At 45.1% G+C, this 20,557-nt stretch carries 19 protein-coding genes; 17 read left to right on the forward strand and 2 right to left on the reverse strand.

What is annotated here, in order from left to right; translation table 11 throughout:
• Positions 1-7: 7 nt before the first annotated feature.
• Positions 8-1,198: a tetratricopeptide repeat protein gene (locus LGZ98_RS15265; protein WP_113041671.1), complete on the reverse strand. Its 1,191-nt coding sequence runs from the start codon at positions 1,196-1,198 to the stop codon at positions 8-10.
• Between the two features lie 147 nt (positions 1,199-1,345).
• Here LGZ98_RS15265 and LGZ98_RS15270 point away from each other — a divergent pair, with 147 nt between their 5' ends.
• Positions 1,346-2,269: a LysR family transcriptional regulator gene (locus LGZ98_RS15270; protein ID WP_113041670.1), complete on the forward strand. Its 924-nt coding sequence runs from the start codon at positions 1,346-1,348 to the stop codon at positions 2,267-2,269.
• A 907-nt stretch (positions 2,270-3,176) separates the two neighbouring features.
• On the opposite strand, the gene queG is transcribed toward LGZ98_RS15270, so the two are convergent.
• Positions 3,177-4,334, reverse strand: coding sequence for a tRNA epoxyqueuosine(34) reductase QueG (queG, locus tag LGZ98_RS15275; RefSeq protein ID WP_262978247.1), 1,158 nt, complete (start codon positions 4,332-4,334; stop codon positions 3,177-3,179).
• A 171-nt stretch (positions 4,335-4,505) separates the two neighbouring features.
• Here queG and tsaE point away from each other — a divergent pair, with 171 nt between their 5' ends.
• The 16 genes from tsaE (at position 4,506) to rplI (ending at position 20,277) form a co-directional block, all read left to right on the forward strand.
• On the forward strand, positions 4,506-4,970 hold the full coding sequence (gene tsaE / locus LGZ98_RS15280) for a tRNA (adenosine(37)-N6)-threonylcarbamoyltransferase complex ATPase subunit type 1 TsaE (RefSeq protein ID WP_113041669.1): 465 nt from the start codon (positions 4,506-4,508) through the stop codon (positions 4,968-4,970).
• A gap of 14 nt (positions 4,971-4,984) precedes the next feature.
• Positions 4,985-6,268: an N-acetylmuramoyl-L-alanine amidase gene (locus LGZ98_RS15285; RefSeq protein WP_113041668.1), complete on the forward strand. Its 1,284-nt coding sequence runs from the start codon at positions 4,985-4,987 to the stop codon at positions 6,266-6,268.
• A gap of 9 nt (positions 6,269-6,277) precedes the next feature.
• Entirely contained in the window at positions 6,278-8,173 is a 1,896-nt protein-coding gene (gene mutL, locus LGZ98_RS15290; RefSeq protein WP_262978246.1) for a DNA mismatch repair endonuclease MutL, read from the forward strand.
• Positions 8,166-9,107 carry a tRNA (adenosine(37)-N6)-dimethylallyltransferase MiaA gene (gene miaA, locus LGZ98_RS15295; RefSeq protein ID WP_113041666.1) on the forward strand — a complete coding sequence of 314 codons (942 nt, stop codon included), beginning with the start codon at positions 8,166-8,168 and terminating at the stop codon, positions 9,105-9,107. The genes mutL and miaA overlap by 8 nt, the downstream gene beginning before the upstream one ends.
• Before the next feature lie 110 nt (positions 9,108-9,217).
• Positions 9,218-9,526: an RNA chaperone Hfq gene (hfq, locus tag LGZ98_RS15300; RefSeq protein ID WP_011148654.1), complete on the forward strand. Its 309-nt coding sequence runs from the start codon at positions 9,218-9,220 to the stop codon at positions 9,524-9,526.
• Positions 9,527-9,622: 96 nt separating this feature from the next.
• Entirely contained in the window at positions 9,623-10,903 is a 1,281-nt protein-coding gene (gene hflX / locus LGZ98_RS15305) for a ribosome rescue GTPase HflX (protein WP_113041665.1), read from the forward strand.
• 105 nt (positions 10,904-11,008) lie between these two features.
• Complete coding sequence (hflK, locus tag LGZ98_RS15310) at positions 11,009-12,229, forward strand: FtsH protease activity modulator HflK (protein WP_113041664.1); 1,221 nt, start codon at positions 11,009-11,011, stop codon at positions 12,227-12,229.
• A 5-nt stretch (positions 12,230-12,234) separates the two neighbouring features.
• A complete protein-coding gene (hflC, locus tag LGZ98_RS15315) occupies positions 12,235-13,245 on the forward strand; it encodes a protease modulator HflC (protein ID WP_113041663.1) in 1,011 nt (336 codons plus the stop codon).
• A gap of 147 nt (positions 13,246-13,392) precedes the next feature.
• The gene (locus tag LGZ98_RS15320; protein WP_113041662.1) at positions 13,393-14,691 is read left to right on the forward strand and encodes an adenylosuccinate synthase; all 1,299 of its coding nucleotides are present in this window, start codon (positions 13,393-13,395) and stop codon (positions 14,689-14,691) included.
• A 190-nt stretch (positions 14,692-14,881) separates the two neighbouring features.
• The gene (gene nsrR / locus LGZ98_RS15325) at positions 14,882-15,307 is read left to right on the forward strand and encodes a nitric oxide-sensing transcriptional repressor NsrR (RefSeq protein ID WP_113041661.1); all 426 of its coding nucleotides are present in this window, start codon (positions 14,882-14,884) and stop codon (positions 15,305-15,307) included.
• Between the two features lie 44 nt (positions 15,308-15,351).
• Positions 15,352-17,793 (forward strand): ribonuclease R, encoded by a 2,442-nt coding sequence (gene rnr, locus LGZ98_RS15330; RefSeq protein ID WP_113041694.1) that lies wholly within the window; start codon positions 15,352-15,354, stop codon positions 17,791-17,793.
• Between the two features lie 127 nt (positions 17,794-17,920).
• Entirely contained in the window at positions 17,921-18,658 is a 738-nt protein-coding gene (rlmB, locus tag LGZ98_RS15335) for a 23S rRNA (guanosine(2251)-2'-O)-methyltransferase RlmB (RefSeq protein ID WP_262978248.1), read from the forward strand.
• A gap of 177 nt (positions 18,659-18,835) precedes the next feature.
• Positions 18,836-19,231, forward strand: a complete 396-nt coding sequence (rpsF, locus tag LGZ98_RS15340; protein ID WP_011148646.1) for a 30S ribosomal protein S6 — start codon at positions 18,836-18,838, stop codon at positions 19,229-19,231.
• Positions 19,232-19,236: 5 nt separating this feature from the next.
• Positions 19,237-19,554, forward strand: a complete 318-nt coding sequence (gene priB, locus LGZ98_RS15345) for a primosomal replication protein N (RefSeq protein WP_011148645.1) — start codon at positions 19,237-19,239, stop codon at positions 19,552-19,554.
• 4 nt (positions 19,555-19,558) lie between these two features.
• On the forward strand, positions 19,559-19,786 hold the full coding sequence (rpsR, locus tag LGZ98_RS15350) for a 30S ribosomal protein S18 (RefSeq protein WP_000135199.1): 228 nt from the start codon (positions 19,559-19,561) through the stop codon (positions 19,784-19,786).
• Positions 19,787-19,824: 38 nt separating this feature from the next.
• Complete coding sequence (gene rplI, locus LGZ98_RS15355) at positions 19,825-20,277, forward strand: 50S ribosomal protein L9 (protein ID WP_228901236.1); 453 nt, start codon at positions 19,825-19,827, stop codon at positions 20,275-20,277.
• The last annotated feature ends 280 nt before the right edge of the window (positions 20,278-20,557 follow it).

Raw genomic sequence — 20,557 nt, forward strand, 5'->3', positions numbered from 1 at the left:
TCGCGATTTATAGGGTGGAAGAGGCTTTCAAGGCGGCGTATTCCATCGTCTGTTCTAATATTTCACGTTGAGCACGGCTACCTCCCAATAATGGCCATTTCTCATAGCTGAGACGGAGTTTGCTTAAACACTCTTCGTAGTGTCTCGATGTGAATAGTAAGATCGCTTTAAGGACGTCTATCCCTGTGGAATGTGTGTCTGGTTCGATGCCAAATCCATCGCTTTCCGCGATTAGCTTCTCGATAAGAAAAGACTGATTTATTGCAGAAAAAGCAAGTGCTGCATGTATCTTGTGGAAGTAAGAGGTGGATGAGCTGATGCTGCCTGTCCAAAGGACGGCAAGACGCTCCCATATTGGTTGGAACTTAGCGTCGGCAGATTTGAGCCTAAGCTGCCACAAGAATTCTACGGCGTCCAAATCTTGTTTAGCAAATGGATTGTCTTTTAGCGCATATAATTCATCAAAAGCTTGCAATGCCAGCGTGATCTCATCGGATCGTTCATACGCGATGGCGAGATGCCAGTATACATGCATTCCCATTCCGGCGTTGGTTATCCAATGTTCTTTGCAATTGGTCAGGAAGTGGCAAAGTTCTTTCCAGCGGCCTAGCTCATGCAAGGCATGTGCGACAGCATGAATGCCATAGATATTGTCCGGCATTAGTTTAACAGACTTAAAACCAACTGCTAAGGCATCATCAAAACATTGAGCTTCACAAAGGACGAATGATTTTATGGAAAGATAATATGGATAGAGGTAGTGAGTGCCAGGAATGTGTTCGTCACAATAAAGCAGAAGAGACCTTAGGTTGGTTGTTTTGCCAGTGCAGAAATCAAGCATGTGAATGAAGAAGAGCGCGATAATATCCGATGGGTATGCTCGAATATGTTGGGTCAGAAGCGATCTCGCGTTTTCGTAATCAAATTTTACCCATGCGCTGAATGCCTTATGGATAAGACAAAGCTCAGGGAGAGAGAGGTCGTGTTCGTTCATTTGAGTTAATGTGATTTTGAATTTATAAAGTTCTTTCATCTCGCAAGAGGTGATGGCATCAAATCCCATCAGGAGTTTTTTGTAGGTTCGCTGAGTGTCATTCATGGGAATAAATTCGTCTGAAAATCCACGGAGGGATAAGAACATGCTGTTTATCTCCGGCCATATGGAAGATGAGCCATCTGAAGGCCATTGGTAACTCATAAAATCCCCTTTTTTAATTAATTATGGTTTGGAAACTCGGTTGAGCGCTCGGCGAGCATGCTTCGCCTATTGTTTTATATCCGCATTGCATATACTTATTCAGATGTATGATCATGCGGAAATGAGTGATTACTCAAGGGGGAGATAATGACTTTAACCCAGCTCGAAATTTTTGCTGTTGTTGCTGAACGGAAGGGCTTTACCTTAGCTGCGGCCCAGCTCAAGATCTCTCAGTCTGGGGTTTCCCATGCCATCAGACTCCTTGAACAGGAGCTTGGCGTAGAGCTACTGCATCGGCATCAAGGCGCTGTCGAACTGACAGATATAGGAGAAAGTTTGCTACAAAAAGCCCAGGCCATTCTTGGTCTGGCTGAAACTATGCGGCAAGAAGCAGCGGATGCACGAGGGATGAAACGAGGTACGCTGCGAATCGGATCGTTTGGCCCGACTTCATCCTTGTGGCTGTTGCCAACGGTACTGGCCGATTATCGCAGGCTTTACCCCGGCATTGAGGTCCATATTGATGAGGGACCAGACAGGCAGGTTGTGCAATGGCTTATGGATAGGCGCGTGGATGTGGGATTTGTGACTCTGCCGGAAGACCAATTCGACACTTATCCGATTCTTGAAGACCAGATGGTGGCTTTGTTGCCGGTAGATCATCCTTTGGTATTGCAGGATACGGTGATGTTGAAAGATCTGTGTGTTGGACCATTCGTATTGACAGAAGCCGGATCGGCTGAACTGGTTTCCAGGCTTTTTTTATCGGCAAGATTGCAACCTAATATTCGCTATCGGACGTCTCAATTGTTAAGTACTTTGGCTACGGTTGAACGTGGGGATGCGGTGTCGATTGTTGCCGAGTCATCTCTGCCGCCGGCTCGTGATGTTCACTATATCAAGAAGGCGCTGAATCCAAAGGTGAAACGACATGTCGGGTTGGCTGTGTTTGATGAACGTCAATCGTCACCGGCCACTAAAGCATTTATCGCATTGGCGACTAAAAAATTTCGCATGGTGAATTCGGCTGTCTCCCTTGCTTCCAGGGAGCTTGTTGACCTGAGGCCATGAGGCTTCAGGTCGGATTGCTTAATACTGATAATCAACTTTGATCATATTGTAATGGGACGGGTAAACGGGGTAAGTACCTCCGTTGAGAATCCCGCTAATTCTAAAGGAACCTTTGGCATCATGGCCGCTAAAGGCATTTGTGGTGCTATTTAGGGCACCGGAGACATCCAGGCATTGCGATGGGGTGGATGAATATCGTGGGGTATAACAAACGCTGAAAGTCTGAGTTGTCGCACCATTGCTATATATACCCAATGGATTTCAAGATGGATCGCGACGGCAAGGGAGCGAATCCCCGGGAGCATAGATAACTATGTGACCGGGGTGGGTGAGTGCAGCCAACAAAGAGGCAACTTGAAAGATGACGGGTATATAGGGGTGAAGAAAGTATTATCCTTATAATTGCAAAATATTTTTTCAACTTCTGCTTGCCAAACTTTTTGAGGTAGTACATAATGCACTCCTTTCGTCAATGAGGTATGGGTAAAATCTCTTTTGAATCAATGAATTAGATGATATTCGAAGGATTTACTTCCCGCTCTAAGTTTCTTCCTCAATGGTTGTATTCACTTACTTTGATTTGGTTTTTAGGTTATATCCTCGCAGTACAGATTTCTATTTTTTATCCACAGCCCAGAAGTTGGTTTCCCGGCAAATAAGTTCGATGCTTTAAAATTATCACACAGACTTATCCACAGGCTGTTGCATTTGAATTTTTCTGACTTTGAATGTTACAAAATGAATATTTATTTTGTAACTTATTGATAATTTTTCGGAATGATCCTTTGTTAAGAAATATCACATTGATCACTTGCGCTTTTTTTGAGCATTGATCAACAAGGGGTTTTTATTTTATTCACAGAAAAATTATCTGAATCTTTTTATACGTTACAAAGATGGCTAATAATTAAGCATCTCTGGGCAAGCCCTTGGTTATCGCCCTAATAAGTCGTTTCTGTTGTGGTGTTTGTACACTAACAGTATTCGTTTTGCGGCGAATGATTTGCTGTTCAATAGCCCAATGAATATGTTCGTCTAGCATTGTGTTTAATCCTAGTCTCTGTTGCAGAGCCAGAATGATATCGTATTGATAGGGTGCGTTTCCTAAAGCAACAATAATATTGCGTAACCAGCGTAAATAGCCGATGCGACGAATTGCAGAACCTTCCGTTATCCGTAGGAACTTCTCTTCACTCCAATTGAATAAATCCAATAACTTTGGTGTATGTAATGTCACACGAGGGCTGAAATCATCTTCATCTGTCAATTGGGAAAAGCGGTTCCAAGGACAAATAATCTGACAATCATCACAACCGTAAATACGGTTTCCCATCAGTGGACGAAATTCTTCAGGAATAATGCCTTCCAATTCAATTGTGAGGTAGGAAATACAACGGCGGGCATCAATAGTATAAGGGGCGATAATTGCACCGGTTGGGCAGGTTGTCATGCAGGCGACACAGCGTCCACATTGCTCTTCTTGTGGAGGATCTATAGGCAGAGGAAGGTTAATCAGCAACTCACCGAGGAAAAACCATGAACCAGCTTCTCTATTAAGAATAAGTGAGTGTTTACCGACCCAGCCTAATCCGGCCTTAGCGGCGAGTGGGCGTTCCATTATGGGTGCTGAATCAACAAAAGGCCGAAAATTAAGGACTCCTTGATATTCAAAGTCATGGCAATAATTTTGAATTTGCTCCCCGAGTTTCTTAAGACGTTGGCGCAGCAGTTTGTGATAATCTCTTCCCAGGGCATAACGGCTAATATAACCGAGTTCGGCGTCGTTTAGCGTGCTGGCAAAAGAAGCTTTAGCAGGGAGGTAATTCATTCTTACACTAATAACTCTCAATGTCCCTGGGAAAAGTTCATCCGGGCGAGCACGCATCATGCCGTGGCGTTTCATCCATGCCATCTCCCCGTGGTACTGTTTATCCAGCCATTCCTGAAGTTTTGGTTCTTCCACGGATAAATCAGTATCGCAAATGCCAACTTGCTGGAAACCAAGGGAGTGACCCCATTGTTTGATGTTGGAGACCAGAAGGTTAAGATCGAGAGGCGTTGTCATGGTGGAAATCGGCTTATACTGCAAGGTGTTGCAGTGTAGCATAATTTGTTTCAGCCCAAAAATAGTGGGTTTGATAATGAAACTGAGCAGAAGATGTTAAATGTTGATAATAGAAGTGTGTTAGGGTTATCGTTTTAGCTGATGAATTAATAAAACAACAGATATTATTCGATGAAAGAACTTATTTTATCACTTAAAGATGAAGATGCGACAGTTTCTCTTGGAAGCGCAGTTGCTGCTGCCTGTAATAGTGGTGGTGTAATTTATTTATATGGTGATTTGGGTGCCGGTAAAACTACGTTTAGCCGTGGTTTTTTGCAGTCTCTGGGTCATAAAGGGCATGTAAAAAGCCCAACTTATACTTTGGTTGAGCCTTATGCTTTAACACCGAGGTCGGTTTACCATTTCGATCTTTACCGATTGGCAGATCCGGAAGAGTTGGAATTTATGGGAATACGTGATTATTTCCATCAAGATGCCATTTGTCTGGTGGAATGGCCTCAGCAAGGAGAAGGCGTATTACCGGATGCAGATATTGAATTACATTTGAGTTACCAGTCCGAAGGGAGACAGGCACATTTTATTGCTTTGTCTAAATATGGTGAGAGCCTGTTAGATAATTTGAAATACTTATAAGGGATCACCCGACCATGATGTGTCCTTTAGTCGCAAAAATGATAAAGAAATGGCAGATCAGTTTTATGATAATGTGCTGGTTGTTTATTATGATGAGCAGTTTAGTGGTAACAACCGCAACCGCGGCGACTTTATCCAATATTCACGTCAGTAACAGCATAAATGAATCTAAAGTGACGATGGTTTTTTCCGGTGGTCGCCCCAATTACAGTTTTTTTCCATTGCATTCGCCAGAGCGTTTAGTGGTAGATATCCATCAAACAGAAAAAATTGTTGGTTTACCTATGAATCTACCGGGGCAGGATTTAGTGAGGAAAATCCGTTCCAGCCAGGCACCTGATCGACAAAAAAAACGCATTGTATTTGAACTAAATAATAAAGTTAAAGTCAACTCTATAATGCAGCAATCGAATAGTGAATATCGGGTGATTTTTACCCTTCGGGCCTCCGGGGTATCTACTGGCAAGTCTGTTTTTAGAGAGAGTTCCCAAGCTGCTACAGGTAAGCTATCACTTACTAACAGCAAATTGCAGACGACAAAACAGGCGGCTTTGCAAGCAACTTCTAAGGGCGGTCAGCGGGTAGTTGTCGCTATTGATGCAGGACATGGTGGTCAAGACCCCGGTGCGATTGGGCAACGTGGATTGAAAGAGAAAAATGTGACTATCAGTGTAGCGCGCAAACTTGAAGCATTGTTACGCAATGATCCTATGTTCAAACCCGTTTTGACCCGTAATGGAGACTATTTTATTTCTGTTGCTGGTCGTTCTGAGGTTGCACGTAAACATAGCGCAAATATGCTGATTTCTATTCATGCGGATGCCGCTCCTAATCGCAGTGCACGTGGCGCTTCTGTCTGGGTGCTGTCAAACAAGCGTGCAAACAGTGAATTGGGTAATTGGCTTGAACAGCATGAGAAACAGTCTGAGTTACTGGGTGGTGCAGGTAATGCCTTGGCAAATGGTGCTGATCCTTATCTAAGCCAGGCGGTGCTGGATTTGCAATTCGGCCACTCCCAACGGGTGGGCTATAATGTTGCAGTACAGGTTTTGAGTGAATTGCGCAAGGTCGGTTTATTACATAAACGTTCGCCAGAACATGCTAGCTTAGGTGTGTTACGTTCACCAGATATTCCTTCAATTTTGGTGGAAACAGGATTTATCAGTAACTCGGCTGAAGAAGCATTACTTGGTTCCAATGATTTTCAGGATAAGCTAGCAAGTGCTATCCATCGGGGGTTGCGCAACTATTTTCTAGCAAATCCATTACAGGCTGTACCTGAAACAGCCAAGAAGTAAAGGTTAAATATGGCGATCAAGATCTTACCTCCTCAATTAGCAAACCAAATTGCGGCTGGCGAAGTCGTAGAACGCCCTGCATCAGTAGTAAAAGAGTTGGTGGAGAATAGCCTTGATGCTGGCGCTAGCCGTATTGATATTGAAATTGAGCGCGGTGGAGTAAAACTTATTCGTGTCCGTGATAATGGCTGTGGCATCAACCATCAGGATCTTGCGCTAGCGTTGGCTCGTCATGCTACCAGTAAGATTGCTACCCTTGATGATTTGGAAGCCATTATCAGTATGGGATTCCGTGGAGAGGCGCTGGCTAGTATCAGCTCAGTTTCGCGTCTGACATTAACTTCCCGTACTGAAGAACAGCATGAAGCCTGGCAAGCTTACGCGGAAGGGCGGGATATGGCAGTGACTGTAAAGCCGGCAGCACATCCAGTAGGCAGTACTGTTGAAGTATTGGATCTCTTTTATAACACTCCTGCGCGGCGCAAGTTTCTGCGAACAGAAAAAACGGAATTTGGTCATATTGATGAAGTCGTTAGACGCATTGCGTTGGCGCGTTTGGATGTATTAATCAATTTGCATCATAACGGTAAATTGGTGCGCCAATACCGGCCGGCAAAAGATGAATCGCAGTATGAGCGGCGGTTGGCCTCCATTTGTGGTACCGCTTTTATGCAACGGGCACTTTCTCTTTCCTGGCAGCACGACGATTTATCGATTAAAGGATGGGTTGTTGACCCGATGAATACTGAGGCGAGTAGTGATATTCAATATTGTTATGTAAACGGGCGTATGATGCGTGATCGCTTAATTAATCATGCTATCCGTCAGGCTTATCAAGATTTGCTCCGGGGAGAACAACAGCCTGCTTATGTTTTATATTTGGAGGTTGATCCACATCAAGTGGATGTGAATGTGCATCCTGCGAAGCATGAAGTTCGCTTCCATCAAGCCCGTTTGGTACATGATTTTATCTATCAGGGTGTAACAGCCGTATTGAAACAGCGCGGAAGCGGTGCCGAGCTGAATATGGCTTGCTGTGAACCTGCGCCAGCCTGGGAGCCGGAAAACCGGCCATCAGCAGGGGGAAATCATTTTTCCCGGCAAAACAATGCGACATCTGTGGCAACATCATCACCAAAAGAGGTTTTGTCAAGTAAAGGGAATATGGGGGGCTCTCGCGGTGGTGAAAATCGCCAATATCATGGAGATCATTATCAGAAACGTCAGGGTGAGGTATATCAGAAACTGATGCAGTCTGAACCTGAAGAAAAAAGAGAGCTGTTTCCAGCTAGAACCGCTCCGGTTATGGCAGAAAAGGTCACTTCTGCTCTTGTTCAGGTTAAAAATAGCAATCATAGTTTTGGTAAGGTGTTGAGCATATATTCACCATGTTATGCTCTGATTGAATCTCCATTGGGAATTGGGTTGTTATCTTTGCCGGTAGCTGAACGCTGGTTAAGACAAGCACAGTTAACACCAACAGAGCAAGGGCTGAAATCACAGCCATTGTTGATACCGCTGAAACTATCTCTTAGTAAAGAGGAAGCTGATGCTTTAAATCGTTATAGTGACTTATTGGGCTCTTTTGGTATTGAAGCATCTGTATCTCATGGAAAAGCGATACTATGTGCGGTATCGTTACCATTACGGCAACAAAATCTGCCTAAATTAATTCCTGAGTTGCTAGGTTATTTGGCACAACAGCCATCAGCATCGGCTGAACAGGTTGTAACTTGGCTTGCTCGTCATATCGGCAGTGAGTATGGAACGTGGAGCGTTGCTCAGGCGGTGCAGTTATTAGCTGATGTTGAGCGTCTTTGCCCACAACTGGTAAAATCTCCACCAGATGGGTTATTACAATTAATTGATTTACAAGCAGTGGTGGCATCTCTTACTCATGAGTGATCAGAAAACTCAACATCTACCAATGGCAATTTTTGTTATGGGTCCGACGGCCTCAGGCAAAACGGCTTTATCTGTTGCTTTACGCCAGCATCTTCCTGTGGAGCTGATCAGCGTTGATTCTGCGCTAATTTATCGTGGAATGGATATTGGTACCGCCAAACCAACAACCGAAGAGCAAGCGTTGGCACCTCATCGTTTAATCAATATTCTGGACCCTTCTCAACCTTATTCTGCTGCTGATTTTTGTCACGATGCATTGAAGGAGATGGCAGAAATTACTGCTTCTGGCCGTATTCCTCTGCTGGTGGGAGGAACGATGCTCTATTTCAAGGCGTTACTTGAAGGTTTGTCGCCTTTACCTTCGGCTAATCCGGTTATTCGGGCACAAATAGAACAACAGGCGGCAGAGCAAGGATGGGATGCATTGCATCAGCAACTACAGAAGATTGATCCTGTGGCGGCGTTAAGAATTCATCCTAATGATCCACAGAGACTTTCTCGGGCACTGGAAGTTTTTCTTATTTCAGGTAAAACTCTCACTGAACTGACTAAATTGTCAGGAGAATCGCTGCCTTATCGTGTTCATCAATTTGCTATTGCACCGGCAAAACGTGAGCTCCTTCATCAACGCATTGAAGCGCGTTTTCATCAAATGCTTGAATCAGGGTTTGAAGAGGAAGTTAAAGCACTTTATGCTCGTCGTGATTTGCATGTGGATTTACCTTCTATTCGTTGTGTCGGTTATCGTCAGATGTGGTCTTATCTTTCCGGCGAAATTGACTACGATGAAATGATTTATCGCGGTATTTGTGCGACGCGCCAGTTGGCAAAGCGTCAGGTAACTTGGCTCAGAGGTTGGAAGTCGGTTCATTGGTTGGATAGTTCTCAACCAGAGCAAGCTTTAAGCACAGTTATGCAGGTTGTTAGTGCATAGGTTTATTGATTGTGTACAATTGATGAGTACCAAAGCGCAATTTTTGAGTAGTTCATTTTTTCGAACCTTTAGGTTCTTAGTTAAAAACAACAAAATAAGGAAAATATAGAATGGCTAAGGGGCAATCTTTGCAAGATCCGTTCCTGAACGCATTGCGGCGTGAAAGGGTCCCGGTTTCTATTTATTTGGTCAACGGCATCAAATTGCAGGGTCAGATTGAATCTTTTGACCAGTTTGTCATTTTACTGAAAAATACGGTTAGCCAGATGGTTTATAAACATGCCATCTCTACTGTTGTACCTTCCCGCCCAGTTTCTCATCACAGTAGCAATACGAGTGTAGGGGCGAGCGTAGGTAATTATCATTCTGGTGGCGTTTCTGCTCCGGCAGCACAACAGGAAAGTGATGGCACTGAATAAGTTTGAGAGCAGTAATAGAATGAAGAAAAACATAGGGAGGGGGTTTTACCTATGTTTTTTCCCGTAGTTTTTTACTCAGCCTGAGAGGTCGCACCTTTGTTTGAACGTTATGAAGGCGGCGAACAAGCCGTTGTGGTGCATGTTTTTTTCTCGCAGGATAAAGACACAGATAATCTCAGTGAGTTTGAATCACTGGTAACTTCTGCTGGTGTAGTTCCTGTGCAAATTGTCACGGGGAGCAGGAAAGCCCCTCATCCGAAATATTTTGTTGGAGAAGGTAAGGCGGAAGAGATTGCTGAGGCGGTACAGGCTAGTGGTGCTGATGTTGTGTTGTTTAATCATGCACTCAGTCCTGCACAGGAACGCAATCTTGAGCGGCTCTGTCAGTGTCGAGTTATCGACCGCACCGGCGTGATTCTGGATATTTTTGCCCAACGGGCGCGGACTCACGAAGGGAAGTTACAGGTAGAGTTGGCGCAGCTACGTCATCTTTCTACCCGTCTTGTCCGGGGATGGACTCACCTTGAACGTCAGAAAGGTGGGATTGGTTTGAGAGGGCCGGGGGAAACGCAGCTTGAGACGGACCGGCGTTTATTGCGGGATAAAATCCGTCAGATCCTGAGTCGTCTGAGCCGGGTTGAGAAACAGCGTGAACAGGGGCGTCAAGCGCGAAATAAAGCGGATATACCGACGGTTTCACTGGTGGGATATACCAACGCCGGTAAATCGAGTTTGTTTAACCGTATGACGGCTGCTGAGGTTTATGCGGCTGATCAATTGTTTGCTACGCTGGATCCAACGTTGCGACGGATTGAAGTTAATGATGTTGGTACGGTGGTATTGGCTGATACGGTTGGCTTTATCCGTCATTTGCCTCATGATCTGGTGGCGGCATTTAAAGCAACATTGCAGGAAACCCGGCAAGCCACATTGTTGCTGCATATTATTGATGCTGCGGATAGCCGCATCGACGAAAATATTGCCGCTGTCGACAGCGTACTGGAAGAAATTGAAGCGCATGAAATTCCGGTACTGTTGGTGATGAATAAGATTGATATGCTGGACAGCTTCACGCCGCGTATTGATCGCAACGAAGATAACTTACCGGTTAGAGTTTGGCTGTCTGCGCAAACCGGTAAAGGTATCCCGTTATTGTTACAAGCGTTAACGGAGCGTCTTTCGGGTGAAATTGCACACTACGAATTGCGTTTGCCTCCGGAAGCAGGTCGTTTACGCAGCCGCTTCTATCAACTGCAAGCAATAGAGAAAGAGTGGATAGAAGAGGACGGTAAAGTTGGTATCGAAGTGAGAATGCCGATTGTTGACTGGCGCCGTCTATGCAAACAAGAACAGGATTTGTTTGATTATGTTGTCTGATGTGCCTGTCAGGTGAATATCAGAAAACTTATGTGATTGAGAGTCGGCTTGTTTATAAGAGGCTCTTGGCCTGAAAAACCAATCATAAAAGAATGGAGCTAAAACATGGCGTGGAATCAGCCCGGGAACAACGGACAAGACCGCGACCCGTGGGGAAGCAGCAATAAAAGCGGCAATTCCGGCGGGAACAAAAGTAGTCGAAACCGTGGGGCATCTGATCTCGACGATCTGTTCCGTAAGCTGAGCAGTAAACTCGGGGGTTTTGGTGGGAACAAGGGCGGTAATGGTTCTGACCAAGGGGCAAAATTTGGCGGGCGTATTGTTAGCCTTGTCGTTGCTGTTGTCGTCGTGATCTGGGCCGCTAGCGGTTTTTATACGATTAAGGAGACAGAACGTGGTGTTGTTACCCGTTTGGGTAAACTTAGCCATATTGTGCAGCCAGGTCTGAACTGGAAACCCACATTCATTGATGAAGTTGTTCCAGTTAACGTGGAATCTGTTCGTGAATTGGCAACCTCTGGCGTGATGCTGACATCAGATGAAAGCGTTGTTCGCGTGGAGATGAACGTGCAGTATCGTGTGACTGATCCTGCCGCTTATCTCTATAGTGTGACAAGTCCTGATAACAGCCTGCGTCAGGCGACAGATAGCGCGGTACGTGGTGTTGTTGGTAAATATACGATGGATAAAATCTTGACGGCAAACCGTATGATTGTCCGTGATGATACTCAGCGTGAGTTGGAAAGGACGATTCTTCCGTACCGCATGGGAATAACTTTGTTGGATGTTAACTTCCAGGCTGCTCGTCCGCCAGAAGAAGTCAAGGCTGCTTTTGACGATGTTATTGCTGCACGTGAGAATGAACAGCAGTCTATTCGTGAAGCGGAGGCTTATTCGAACGAAGTCTTGCCACGTGCGAAAGGTGATGCGCAACGTATCATTGAAGAGGCGAAAGCTTATAAGTCTCGTGTAGTATTGGAAGCACAGGGGGAAGTGGCGGGCTTTGCCAAAATGTTGCCTAGGTATAAAGAGGCACCTGAGATTACCCGTGAACGTCTGTACATTGAAACGATGGAGAAAGTATTGAGCCGTACTCGCAAAATTATTGTTAATGATCACAATAACAATTTGCTGGTATTGCCATTAGAACAAATGTTACGTGGTGATGTTTCTGGTGTTAAAAAAGAGGGAACAGTGCAATCAGATAATACGGTAGCTTCTGACCTGCGGGGTACCCGTCCAACTGTGCCTTCAAATTCAGGCCGGGGAGCGAATTATAACCGAACAGATAATCTGCGTAATGACATTATCAGGGTAGGGAGATAATAATCATGCGTAAATCATTAGTCGTTGTTATTGTCGCGGTATTAGTTGCACTCTATGCCTCTCTATTTATCGTGCAGGAAGGACAGCGTGGTATTGTACTGCGTTTTGGTAAGGTTCTGCGCGATGCAGGAAATAAACCGATTGTTTATGAGCCGGGGTTACATTTCAAAATACCTTTTGTTGAAACGGTGAAAACACTGGATGCTCGTATCCAGACTATGGATATTCAAGCCGACCGTTTCTTGACCAGTGAAAATAAGGACCTGATAGTTGATTCTTACCTGAAATGGCGGATTAACGATTTCAGCCGTTATTATCTGGCGACCGGCAATGGTGATATTTCTCAAGCAGAAGTATTGTTAAAGCGTAAATTCAGTGACCGCCTGCGTTCTGAGATTGGCCGTAAGGATGTTCGTGGTATCGTAACGGATTCCCGTGGTCAATTGACCACCGATGTTCGTGATGCGCTGAACAAAGGTACAACGGATAAAGAAACAGCGAGTATAACTGAAGCGGATGATGCTATTGCATCGGCGGCGGCTCGTGTAGAGCGAGAAACGGCAGATAAACAGCTTGCTATCAATCCGAACAGTATGGCGGCATTGGGTATTGAAGTTGTTGATGTGCGTATCAAACAAATCAATTTACCACTGGAAGTTTCAGAAGCGATTTACCAGCGTATGCGCGCTGAGCGTGAAGCGGTAGCTCGTCGTCATCGTTCACAAGGTTTGGAAGAAGCAGAAAAGCTGCGTGCAGCAGCAGATAAGCAAGTTATTGAAATCCGTGCAAAAGCGGAGCGTGAAGCGCTTACATTGCGTGGTGCTGGTGATGCGGAAACCGCTAAACTGTTTGCGGATGCATTCAGTCAAGCGCCAGATTTCTATGCCTTTATCCGTAGTTTACGTGCTTACGAGAAAAGCTTTAGTGAAGACGGGAAAGATGTTCTGGTATTAAGCCCAGAAGCTGATTTCTTCCGCTATATGAAAGCACCTGAAAAGCGTGCAGTTCAGCACTAATGAGTTTTGAATCACTCAGTAAGGCCCGCATCAGGCGGGCCTTGTTATGTCTGGTGGCTAACAAAAATAACGGATGTGATAAAAATTACTGAAAGGTGTGGGATGAGATGTTAGAATCCATTTTTAAGCAACCGAGTGAATTTTGAAATGGGTAAGAACGTTGTCGTATTGGGCACCCAATGGGGTGACGAGGGCAAGGGCAAGATCGTCGACTTGCTGACTGAACGAGCTAAGTATGTTGTTCGTTATCAAGGGGGCCATAATGCTGGTCATACACTGGTTATCAACGGTGAAAAAACCGTTCTCCACTTAATCCCATCAGGGATCTTGCGTGAAAATGTTATCAGTATTATTGCAAATGGCGTCGTATTAGCGCCTGATGCGCTGATGAAAGAGATGAACGCATTAGAGTCCCGTGGTATTCCTGTTCGCGAGCGCCTGCTCATTTCAGAAGCCTGTCCACTTATTCTTCCATACCATGTTGCATTAGATAATGCCCGCGAGAAAGCGCGTGGTGCAAAAGCAATTGGTACAACCGGTCGTGGTATTGGCCCTGCGTATGAAGATAAAGTTGCTCGTCGTGGTCTGCGTGTTGGTGATTTGTTTGATAAGGAAGCATTCGCAGTTAAGCTGAAAGAAATTATCGAATATCACAATTTCCAACTGGTTAACTACTACAAAGAACCAGCGGTTGATTACCAGAAAACCCTAGATGAAATCATGGCTGTTGCCGATATTTTGACGGATATGGTCGTCGACGTTTCTGATTTGTTGTATAAAGCAACTCAGAAAGATGAATTGGTTATGTTCGAAGGTGCGCAGGGCACATTGTTGGATATTGACCACGGTACTTACCCATATGTGACCTCTTCCAACACTACCGCGGGTGGCGTTGCAACAGGTTCCGGTTTAGGTCCGTGCTATGTTGATTATGTTTTGGGGATCATCAAAGCATACTCTACTCGTGTCGGTGCTGGTCCATTCCCAACTGAGCTGTTTGATGAAACTGGCAGTTACTTGCGCGAAAAAGGCCAAGAGTTTGGCGCGACTACTGGGCGTAGCCGCCGTACTGGTTGGTTGGATATCATTGCCATCCGTCGTGCAGTACAGATCAACTCACTGTCAGGTTTCTGTATGACCAAACTGGACGTGCTGGATGGCTTGAAAGAAGTAAAAATCTGCACTGGTTACCGTATGCCTAATGGCAGTGTAATTGAAACGACACCTCTGGCAGCGGATGACTGGGAAGGTATCGAGCCTATTTATGAGACCATGCCTGGTTGGAATGAAAGCACTTTCGGTGTGAAAGAGCATAGAAGATTGCCTCAGGCGGCACTGAACTATATCAAACGTGTAGAAGAGCTGACCGGTGTTCCGGTTGATATTATTTCTACAGGCCCGGATCGTTCAGAAACTATCATTCTGCGTGATCCGTTTGATGTCTGATGGTACCTATAATCAGGTGAAGCCGGGCTTTTCAGCCCGGTTTTTTGCTATTTATTGTGGCCTTTTTTGTTTAACGATGAGGAGATCAACATGATTTTGGTAGATTCATGGTATATGAGTTGAACAAATACTTATTTTTTCAGTTTGTTCTCGGATATATTAGTTTATATCTTATTATCCAGAGGTTGATGTGCAGTTAACGAGTTTTACAGATTATGGCTTGCGCGCGCTAATTTATATGGCTTCTTTACCGCAAAGCCGGATGACCAGTATTTCTGAAGTTACTGATATTTATGGCGTTTCTCGTAACCACATGGTAAAAATCATTAACCAATTGAGTCATTTAGGATTAGTAGATGCTGTTCGTGGTAAAAACGGCGGTATCCGTTTAGGTAAACCCGCGAAGGATATCAGAATTGGCGATGTCGTTCGTGCTCTTGAGCCATTATCATTGGTTGACTGTAGTCAGGAATCTTGCCATATCACTTCTGCGTGTCGTCTGAAGGTCGTATTAAATCAGGCAATAGAAAAGTTTTTAGAAGAACTGGATAAGCATACTTTAGCTGATATGATTGAAGATAATATCCCCCTTTACAAGCTGCTTCTGACCGAATGAAGAAATGGCGCAAACAGCCTGCTGATGACAGCGGAGGAACAGCTATGTCACAAGATCCTTTTTTGGGGCGCGAAGCAGAAAAATACGAATCACCCATTCCAAGCCGTGAGTACATCTTAGACATTATTGCTAAACATACTGTACCGGTAAGTCGCCAGGAACTGGCACAAGAGCTGAATCTGATTAACGATGAGGATATTGAAGCGTTACGTCGTCGTTTACGGGCTATGGAACGTGATGGTCAATTGGTTTTCACTCGTCGCCAATGTTATGCCTTGCCGGAAAGATTGGATTTACTGAAAGGTACTGTTATTGGGCATAGAGATGGTTATGGTTTCCTACGGGTAGAAGGTCACAAAGACGATTTTTATCTCTCTGCCGAGCAGTTAAAAATGGCTATTCATGGCGATGTTGTGCTGGCACAACCATTGTCCCTGAATCGCAAAGGGCGTAATGAAGCGCGTATCGTTCGTGTATTGGTGCCTAAGACCAGTCAGATTGTTGGCCGCTATTTTCTTGATTCTGGTATGGGATTTGTTGTGCCGGATGATAGCCGTTTAAGCTTCGATATCTTGATCCCGAAAGATGAAAGCGGTGGTGCTCGCATGGGGAATGTGGTGGTAGTCGAGTTAATTACCCGCCCGGCGCGCCGCACAAAAGCTATCGGTAAGATTGTTGAAGTGTTGGGTGAAAAGATGGGAACGAACATGGCAGTGGAAATTGCCCTACGTACTCATGAAATTCCCCACAGTTGGCCGCCACAGGTGGAAAACCAGGTTGCTTCCTTGGATGAGCAGGTACCAGAATCTGCGAAAAAAGGCCGTGTTGATCTGCGTACTCTGCCGTTGGTGACAATCGATGGTGAAGATGCCCGTGATTTTGATGATGCCGTTTATTGTGAAAGAAAGCAAAGCGGTGGTTGGCGTTTATGGGTTGCCATTGCTGATGTCAGTTACTATGTGCGCCCACAAACGGCGTTAGATACCGAAGCACGTAGCCGGAGTAACTCGGTTTACTTCCCATCTCAGGTTGTCCCCATGTTGCCGGAGGTGCTTTCTAATGGACTCTGTTCTCTGAACCCGCAGGTTGATCGCCTTTGTATGGTGTGTGAGATGACGATTTCAGCGCAGGGGCGATTATCATCCTATAAATTTTACGAAGCCGTCATGAATTCTCACGCCCGTCTGACATATACCAAAGTATGGCGTATGTTGCAGGGTGATGAAGAGCTGCGTGAGCACTACAAGCCACTGGTTCAGCATATTGAGCATTTACATGAATTGTACCAGGCATTAGAAAATGCCCGTGAGCAACGTGGTGCAATCTCGTTTGAGTCAGAAGAGGCGAAGTTTATCTTTAATGCTGAACGTCGTATCGAGCGAATTGAACCGATTGTTCGCAATGATGCTCATAAGTTGATTGAAGAGTGCATGATTCTGGCGAATATTGCTGCGGCGCGCTTCGTGGAAAAAAATGGGGAGCCGGTGCTTTACCGTATTCATGATCGGCCAAAAGAAGAGAGCATTGTTAACCTGCGCACGGTTTTTGGCGAATTGGGATTGACGCTGCCCGGTGGCATGCAACCAACACCAAAGGATTATGCGCAACTGATGCATCAAGTGGCTGAACGCCCGGATCATGAGCTACTGCAAACCCTATTACTGCGTTCAATGAAACAGGCAATTTATGATCCAGAAAACCGGGGTCACTTCGGTCTGTCATTAAATTCTTATGCGCATTTTACCTCCCCTATCCGCCGTTACCCGGATCTGGTGTTGCATCGGGCGATTAAATATCTGCTAGCGAAACAGGAAAGCATTGTTGAGCAATGTGGAACACCGAGTGGGGGATGGCACAGTGATATGGAACAGATGTTGCAACTGGGCCAACATTGTTCCATGACAGAGCGCCGCGCAGATGAAGCGACGAGAGACGTCGCCGATTGGCTTAAGTGTGATTTTATGCAGGATCAGGTGGGCAATACTTTTACTGGGATCATCACGAGTGTGACAGGTTTTGGTTTCTTTGTTCGTTTGAATGAGCTGTTTATTGACGGCCTGGTGCATGTTTCCACATTGAGTAATGATTATTATCATTTCGATAATATCGGTCAGCGTTTAGTTGGTGAATACTCGGGTAAAACTTTCCGGTTAGGGGATGAAGTTGAAATTCGTGTGGAAGCGGTTCATATGGATGAACGTAAAATTGACTTTAAGCTGCTTTCTACCACCCGCAAAGCCCGGAATGTAGGTAAAACAGCGCGCGATAGAGAGAGAAAAGTAGAACTTGGCCGCGAAAGCAGTAAGAAAAATGGGCGTGGTCATCGCAAAGAAGCTCATTTTGAGCCTGATGGTGCTGTTCGTAAAGAACGATCTGCGGATAAGCCTAAAGGGGATAAGAAAAAGGGTAAGACGTTTTCTACCAAAACTCAGAAAATTGTCGCTAAATTCAAAGCCAAACGGGCTAAGAAAAGCGCAGATAAATAATCAAAGGGCTATCCTGTTGCAGGATAGCCTGAATATTTTAATCTCCCCCTGAGTACGTGAAGCCTATCGAATAGGCTCACAGTATTCGTCAGTGTTGTATATGTATGACAATGAAAATAAGAAGATTATGAGTGAAATTATCTACGGTATTCATGCCGTTAAAGCTTTATTGGAGCACGATCCTCAGCGTTTTATCGAAGTTTATACCCTGAAAGGGCGTGAAGATCGCCGCCTGACACCATTGATTCATGCGCTGGAAAGTATCGGGATGACTATCCAACTGGCAAATCGTCAGTGGCTGGATAATCAAACGGAAGGTGCGGTGCATCAGGGGATTATTGCCAAAGTGAAGCCAGGGCGTCAGTATCAAGAAAACGACCTACCAGATTTACTGGCACAAGCAGAAATCCCTTTCTTGTTGGTGCTTGATGGTGTGACAGATCCCCATAATCTGGGAGCTTGTTTGCGTAGTGCTGATGCAGCAGGTGTACATGCTGTTATTATTCCACGTGATCGTTCTGCTCAGCTTAATGCCACGGCGAAGAAAGTGGCATGTGGTGCTGCGGAAAGCGTACCACTTATTCGTGTCACCAACCTTGCTCGTACCTTGCGTTTATTGCAAGAGTACAATATCTGGGTGGTGGGTACAGCAGGAGAAGCTGACCATACGCTGTATCAGAGTAAACTAACTGGTCCTATGGCTCTGGTGATGGGAGCGGAAGGGGAAGGTATGCGTCGTCTGACTCGTGAACACTGTGATGAATTGATTAGTATCCCAATGGTGGGTTCTGTCTCGTCGTTGAATGTGTCTGTTGCCACGGGAGTTTGCCTGTTTGAGGCGGTGCGTCAGCGCGGTTCGTTATAACTCATCTATTCCACATATGAACAAAAGTGTTTTTGCATTGTTCATTCCTTGAGTTTTTCATGTAGGGTAGGTATAGTTACGCGTCAATTTTTCAGCCGCACTTAAACAAGTTCCTTGCCTCCACGGGCCGCGGTTGACCCTGACAGGAGGCTGAATAATCCGTAAGGAGCAATTCTAATGCGTCATTACGAAATCGTTTTTATGGTCCATCCTGACCAAAGCGAACAGGTTCCGGGCATGATTGAGCGTTACAGTGCGACTATCACTAACGCGCAAGGTCAGATTCACCGTCTGGAAGACTGGGGCCGCCGTCAACTGGCTTACCCAATCAACAAACTGCACAAAGCTCACTATGTTCTGATGAACGTTGAAGCACCGCAGGAAGTGATTGATGAGCTGGAAACTAACTTCCGCTTCAACGATGCCGTTATCCGCAGCATGATTATGCGCGTTAAGCACGCGGTAACTGAAGCATCTCCAATGGTTAAAGCCAAAGATGAACGTCGCAGCCGTGACTACTCTCTGGAAGACGCCAATATGGATGCTGAAGAAGCTGGGGATTCTGAAGAGTAATAACTGTGACAACTAATCGTTTGGTGCTTTCTGGCACAGTGTGCAAGGTCCCCATTCGAAAAGTCAGTCCTGCCGGCATTCCACATTGTCAGTTTGTGCTTGAGCACCGTTCACAGCAACAGGAAGCCGGTCTGAGCAGGCAAGCATGGTGCAGAATGCCCGTTATTGCCAGCGGACAATTGTTACAAGTTTTAACTCACAGTATAACGGTCGGCAGTCGATTAACCGTTTCAGGATTCATTAGTTGCCATCAAGGTCGCAATGGTCTTAACAAACTGGTTCTTCATGCCGAGCAGATTGAATTGATAGATTCTGGAGACTAGCCAAATGGCACGTTATTTCCGTCGTCGCAAGTTCTGCCGTTTCACCGCGGAAGGCGTTCAAGAGATTGATTATAAAGACATCGCTACGCTGAAAAACTACATCACCGAGAGCGGTAAAATTGTACCAAGCCGTATCACTGGCACCCGTGCAAAATACCAGCGTCAGCTCGCTCGTGCTATCAAGCGCGCGCGCTACCTGTCTTTGTTGCCTTACACTGATCGTCATCAGTAATCGGCACAGTCCATTAACGACTCTGAGAGGATAAGGTAATGCAAATTATTCTGCTTGATAAAGTAGCAAACCTGGGTAGTTTGGGTGATCAAGTTAACGTTAAACCGGGTTATGCCCGTAACTACTTAGTACCGCAGGGCAAAGCTGTTCCTGCAACTAAGAAAAACATCGAATTCTTCGAAGCTCGCCGTGCTGAACTGGAAGCTAACCTGGCTAACGTTCTGGCAATAGCAGAAGCTCGTGCTGAGAAAATCAATGCATTGGGTTCCGTTACTATCGCTTCTAAAGCAGGTGACGAAGGTAAACTGTTCGGTTCTGTCGGTACTCGTGATATCGCTGATGCAGTTATCGCCGCGGGCGTTGAAGTCTCTAAGAGCGAAGTGCGTCTGCCTAATGGTGTTCTGCGTACTATTGGTGAACACGAAGTTAACTTCCAAGTACACAGCGATGTATTCGCTAAATTGAACGTTAACGTTGTTGCTGAAGCTTAATCGCTGATTAACTGATGCTAATAAGTAAAAAACGCTGGCAATGCCGGCGTTTTTTATTGCCTCAACTTACCATTCTCTTGGTAGTCTATAAGATTTTTGCCGATAATGCCTAGTAACTGAGCATTAATCTGATTTATTTTACATTTACTACCTTATTTGTCGTTTATAGAATTATGGTTTCTCTTGTCTATTTTTTTTGTAATGTTGTCTTTTAGCCAGTTTTATTATTATTGATTTTTCGTTTTTATATTGGAAATATTATTCATTATTAGATTAATAT

Source organism: Photorhabdus kayaii (assembly GCF_025384895.1).
In the GTDB taxonomy this organism is placed as follows: Bacteria; Pseudomonadota; Gammaproteobacteria; order Enterobacterales; family Enterobacteriaceae; genus Photorhabdus; species Photorhabdus kayaii.

Bases quoted from the DNA above. Each gene is read 5' to 3' on its own strand.
- rpsR (WP_000135199.1), top strand. From the start codon at position 19,559: ATGGCACGTTATTTCCGTCGTCGCAAGTTCTGCCGTTTCACCGCGGAA.
- rpsF (WP_011148646.1), top strand. From the start codon at position 18,836: ATGCGTCATTACGAAATCGTTTTTATGGTCCATCCTGACCAAAGCGAA.
- queG (WP_262978247.1), bottom strand. From the start codon at position 4,334: ATGACAACGCCTCTCGATCTTAACCTTCTGGTCTCCAACATCAAACAA.
- LGZ98_RS15265 (WP_113041671.1), bottom strand. From the start codon at position 1,198: ATGAGTTACCAATGGCCTTCAGATGGCTCATCTTCCATATGGCCGGAG.
- hflK (WP_113041664.1), top strand. From the start codon at position 11,009: ATGGCGTGGAATCAGCCCGGGAACAACGGACAAGACCGCGACCCGTGG.
- rplI (WP_228901236.1), top strand. From the start codon at position 19,825: ATGCAAATTATTCTGCTTGATAAAGTAGCAAACCTGGGTAGTTTGGGT.
- tsaE (WP_113041669.1), top strand. From the start codon at position 4,506: ATGAAAGAACTTATTTTATCACTTAAAGATGAAGATGCGACAGTTTCT.
- hfq (WP_011148654.1), top strand. From the start codon at position 9,218: ATGGCTAAGGGGCAATCTTTGCAAGATCCGTTCCTGAACGCATTGCGG.
- rnr (WP_113041694.1), top strand. From the start codon at position 15,352: ATGTCACAAGATCCTTTTTTGGGGCGCGAAGCAGAAAAATACGAATCA.
- mutL (WP_262978246.1), top strand. From the start codon at position 6,278: ATGGCGATCAAGATCTTACCTCCTCAATTAGCAAACCAAATTGCGGCT.
- LGZ98_RS15285 (WP_113041668.1), top strand. From the start codon at position 4,985: ATGATGTGTCCTTTAGTCGCAAAAATGATAAAGAAATGGCAGATCAGT.
- LGZ98_RS15320 (WP_113041662.1), top strand. From the start codon at position 13,393: ATGGGTAAGAACGTTGTCGTATTGGGCACCCAATGGGGTGACGAGGGC.
- LGZ98_RS15270 (WP_113041670.1), top strand. From the start codon at position 1,346: ATGACTTTAACCCAGCTCGAAATTTTTGCTGTTGTTGCTGAACGGAAG.
- hflC (WP_113041663.1), top strand. From the start codon at position 12,235: ATGCGTAAATCATTAGTCGTTGTTATTGTCGCGGTATTAGTTGCACTC.
- miaA (WP_113041666.1), top strand. From the start codon at position 8,166: ATGAGTGATCAGAAAACTCAACATCTACCAATGGCAATTTTTGTTATG.
- rlmB (WP_262978248.1), top strand. From the start codon at position 17,921: ATGAGTGAAATTATCTACGGTATTCATGCCGTTAAAGCTTTATTGGAG.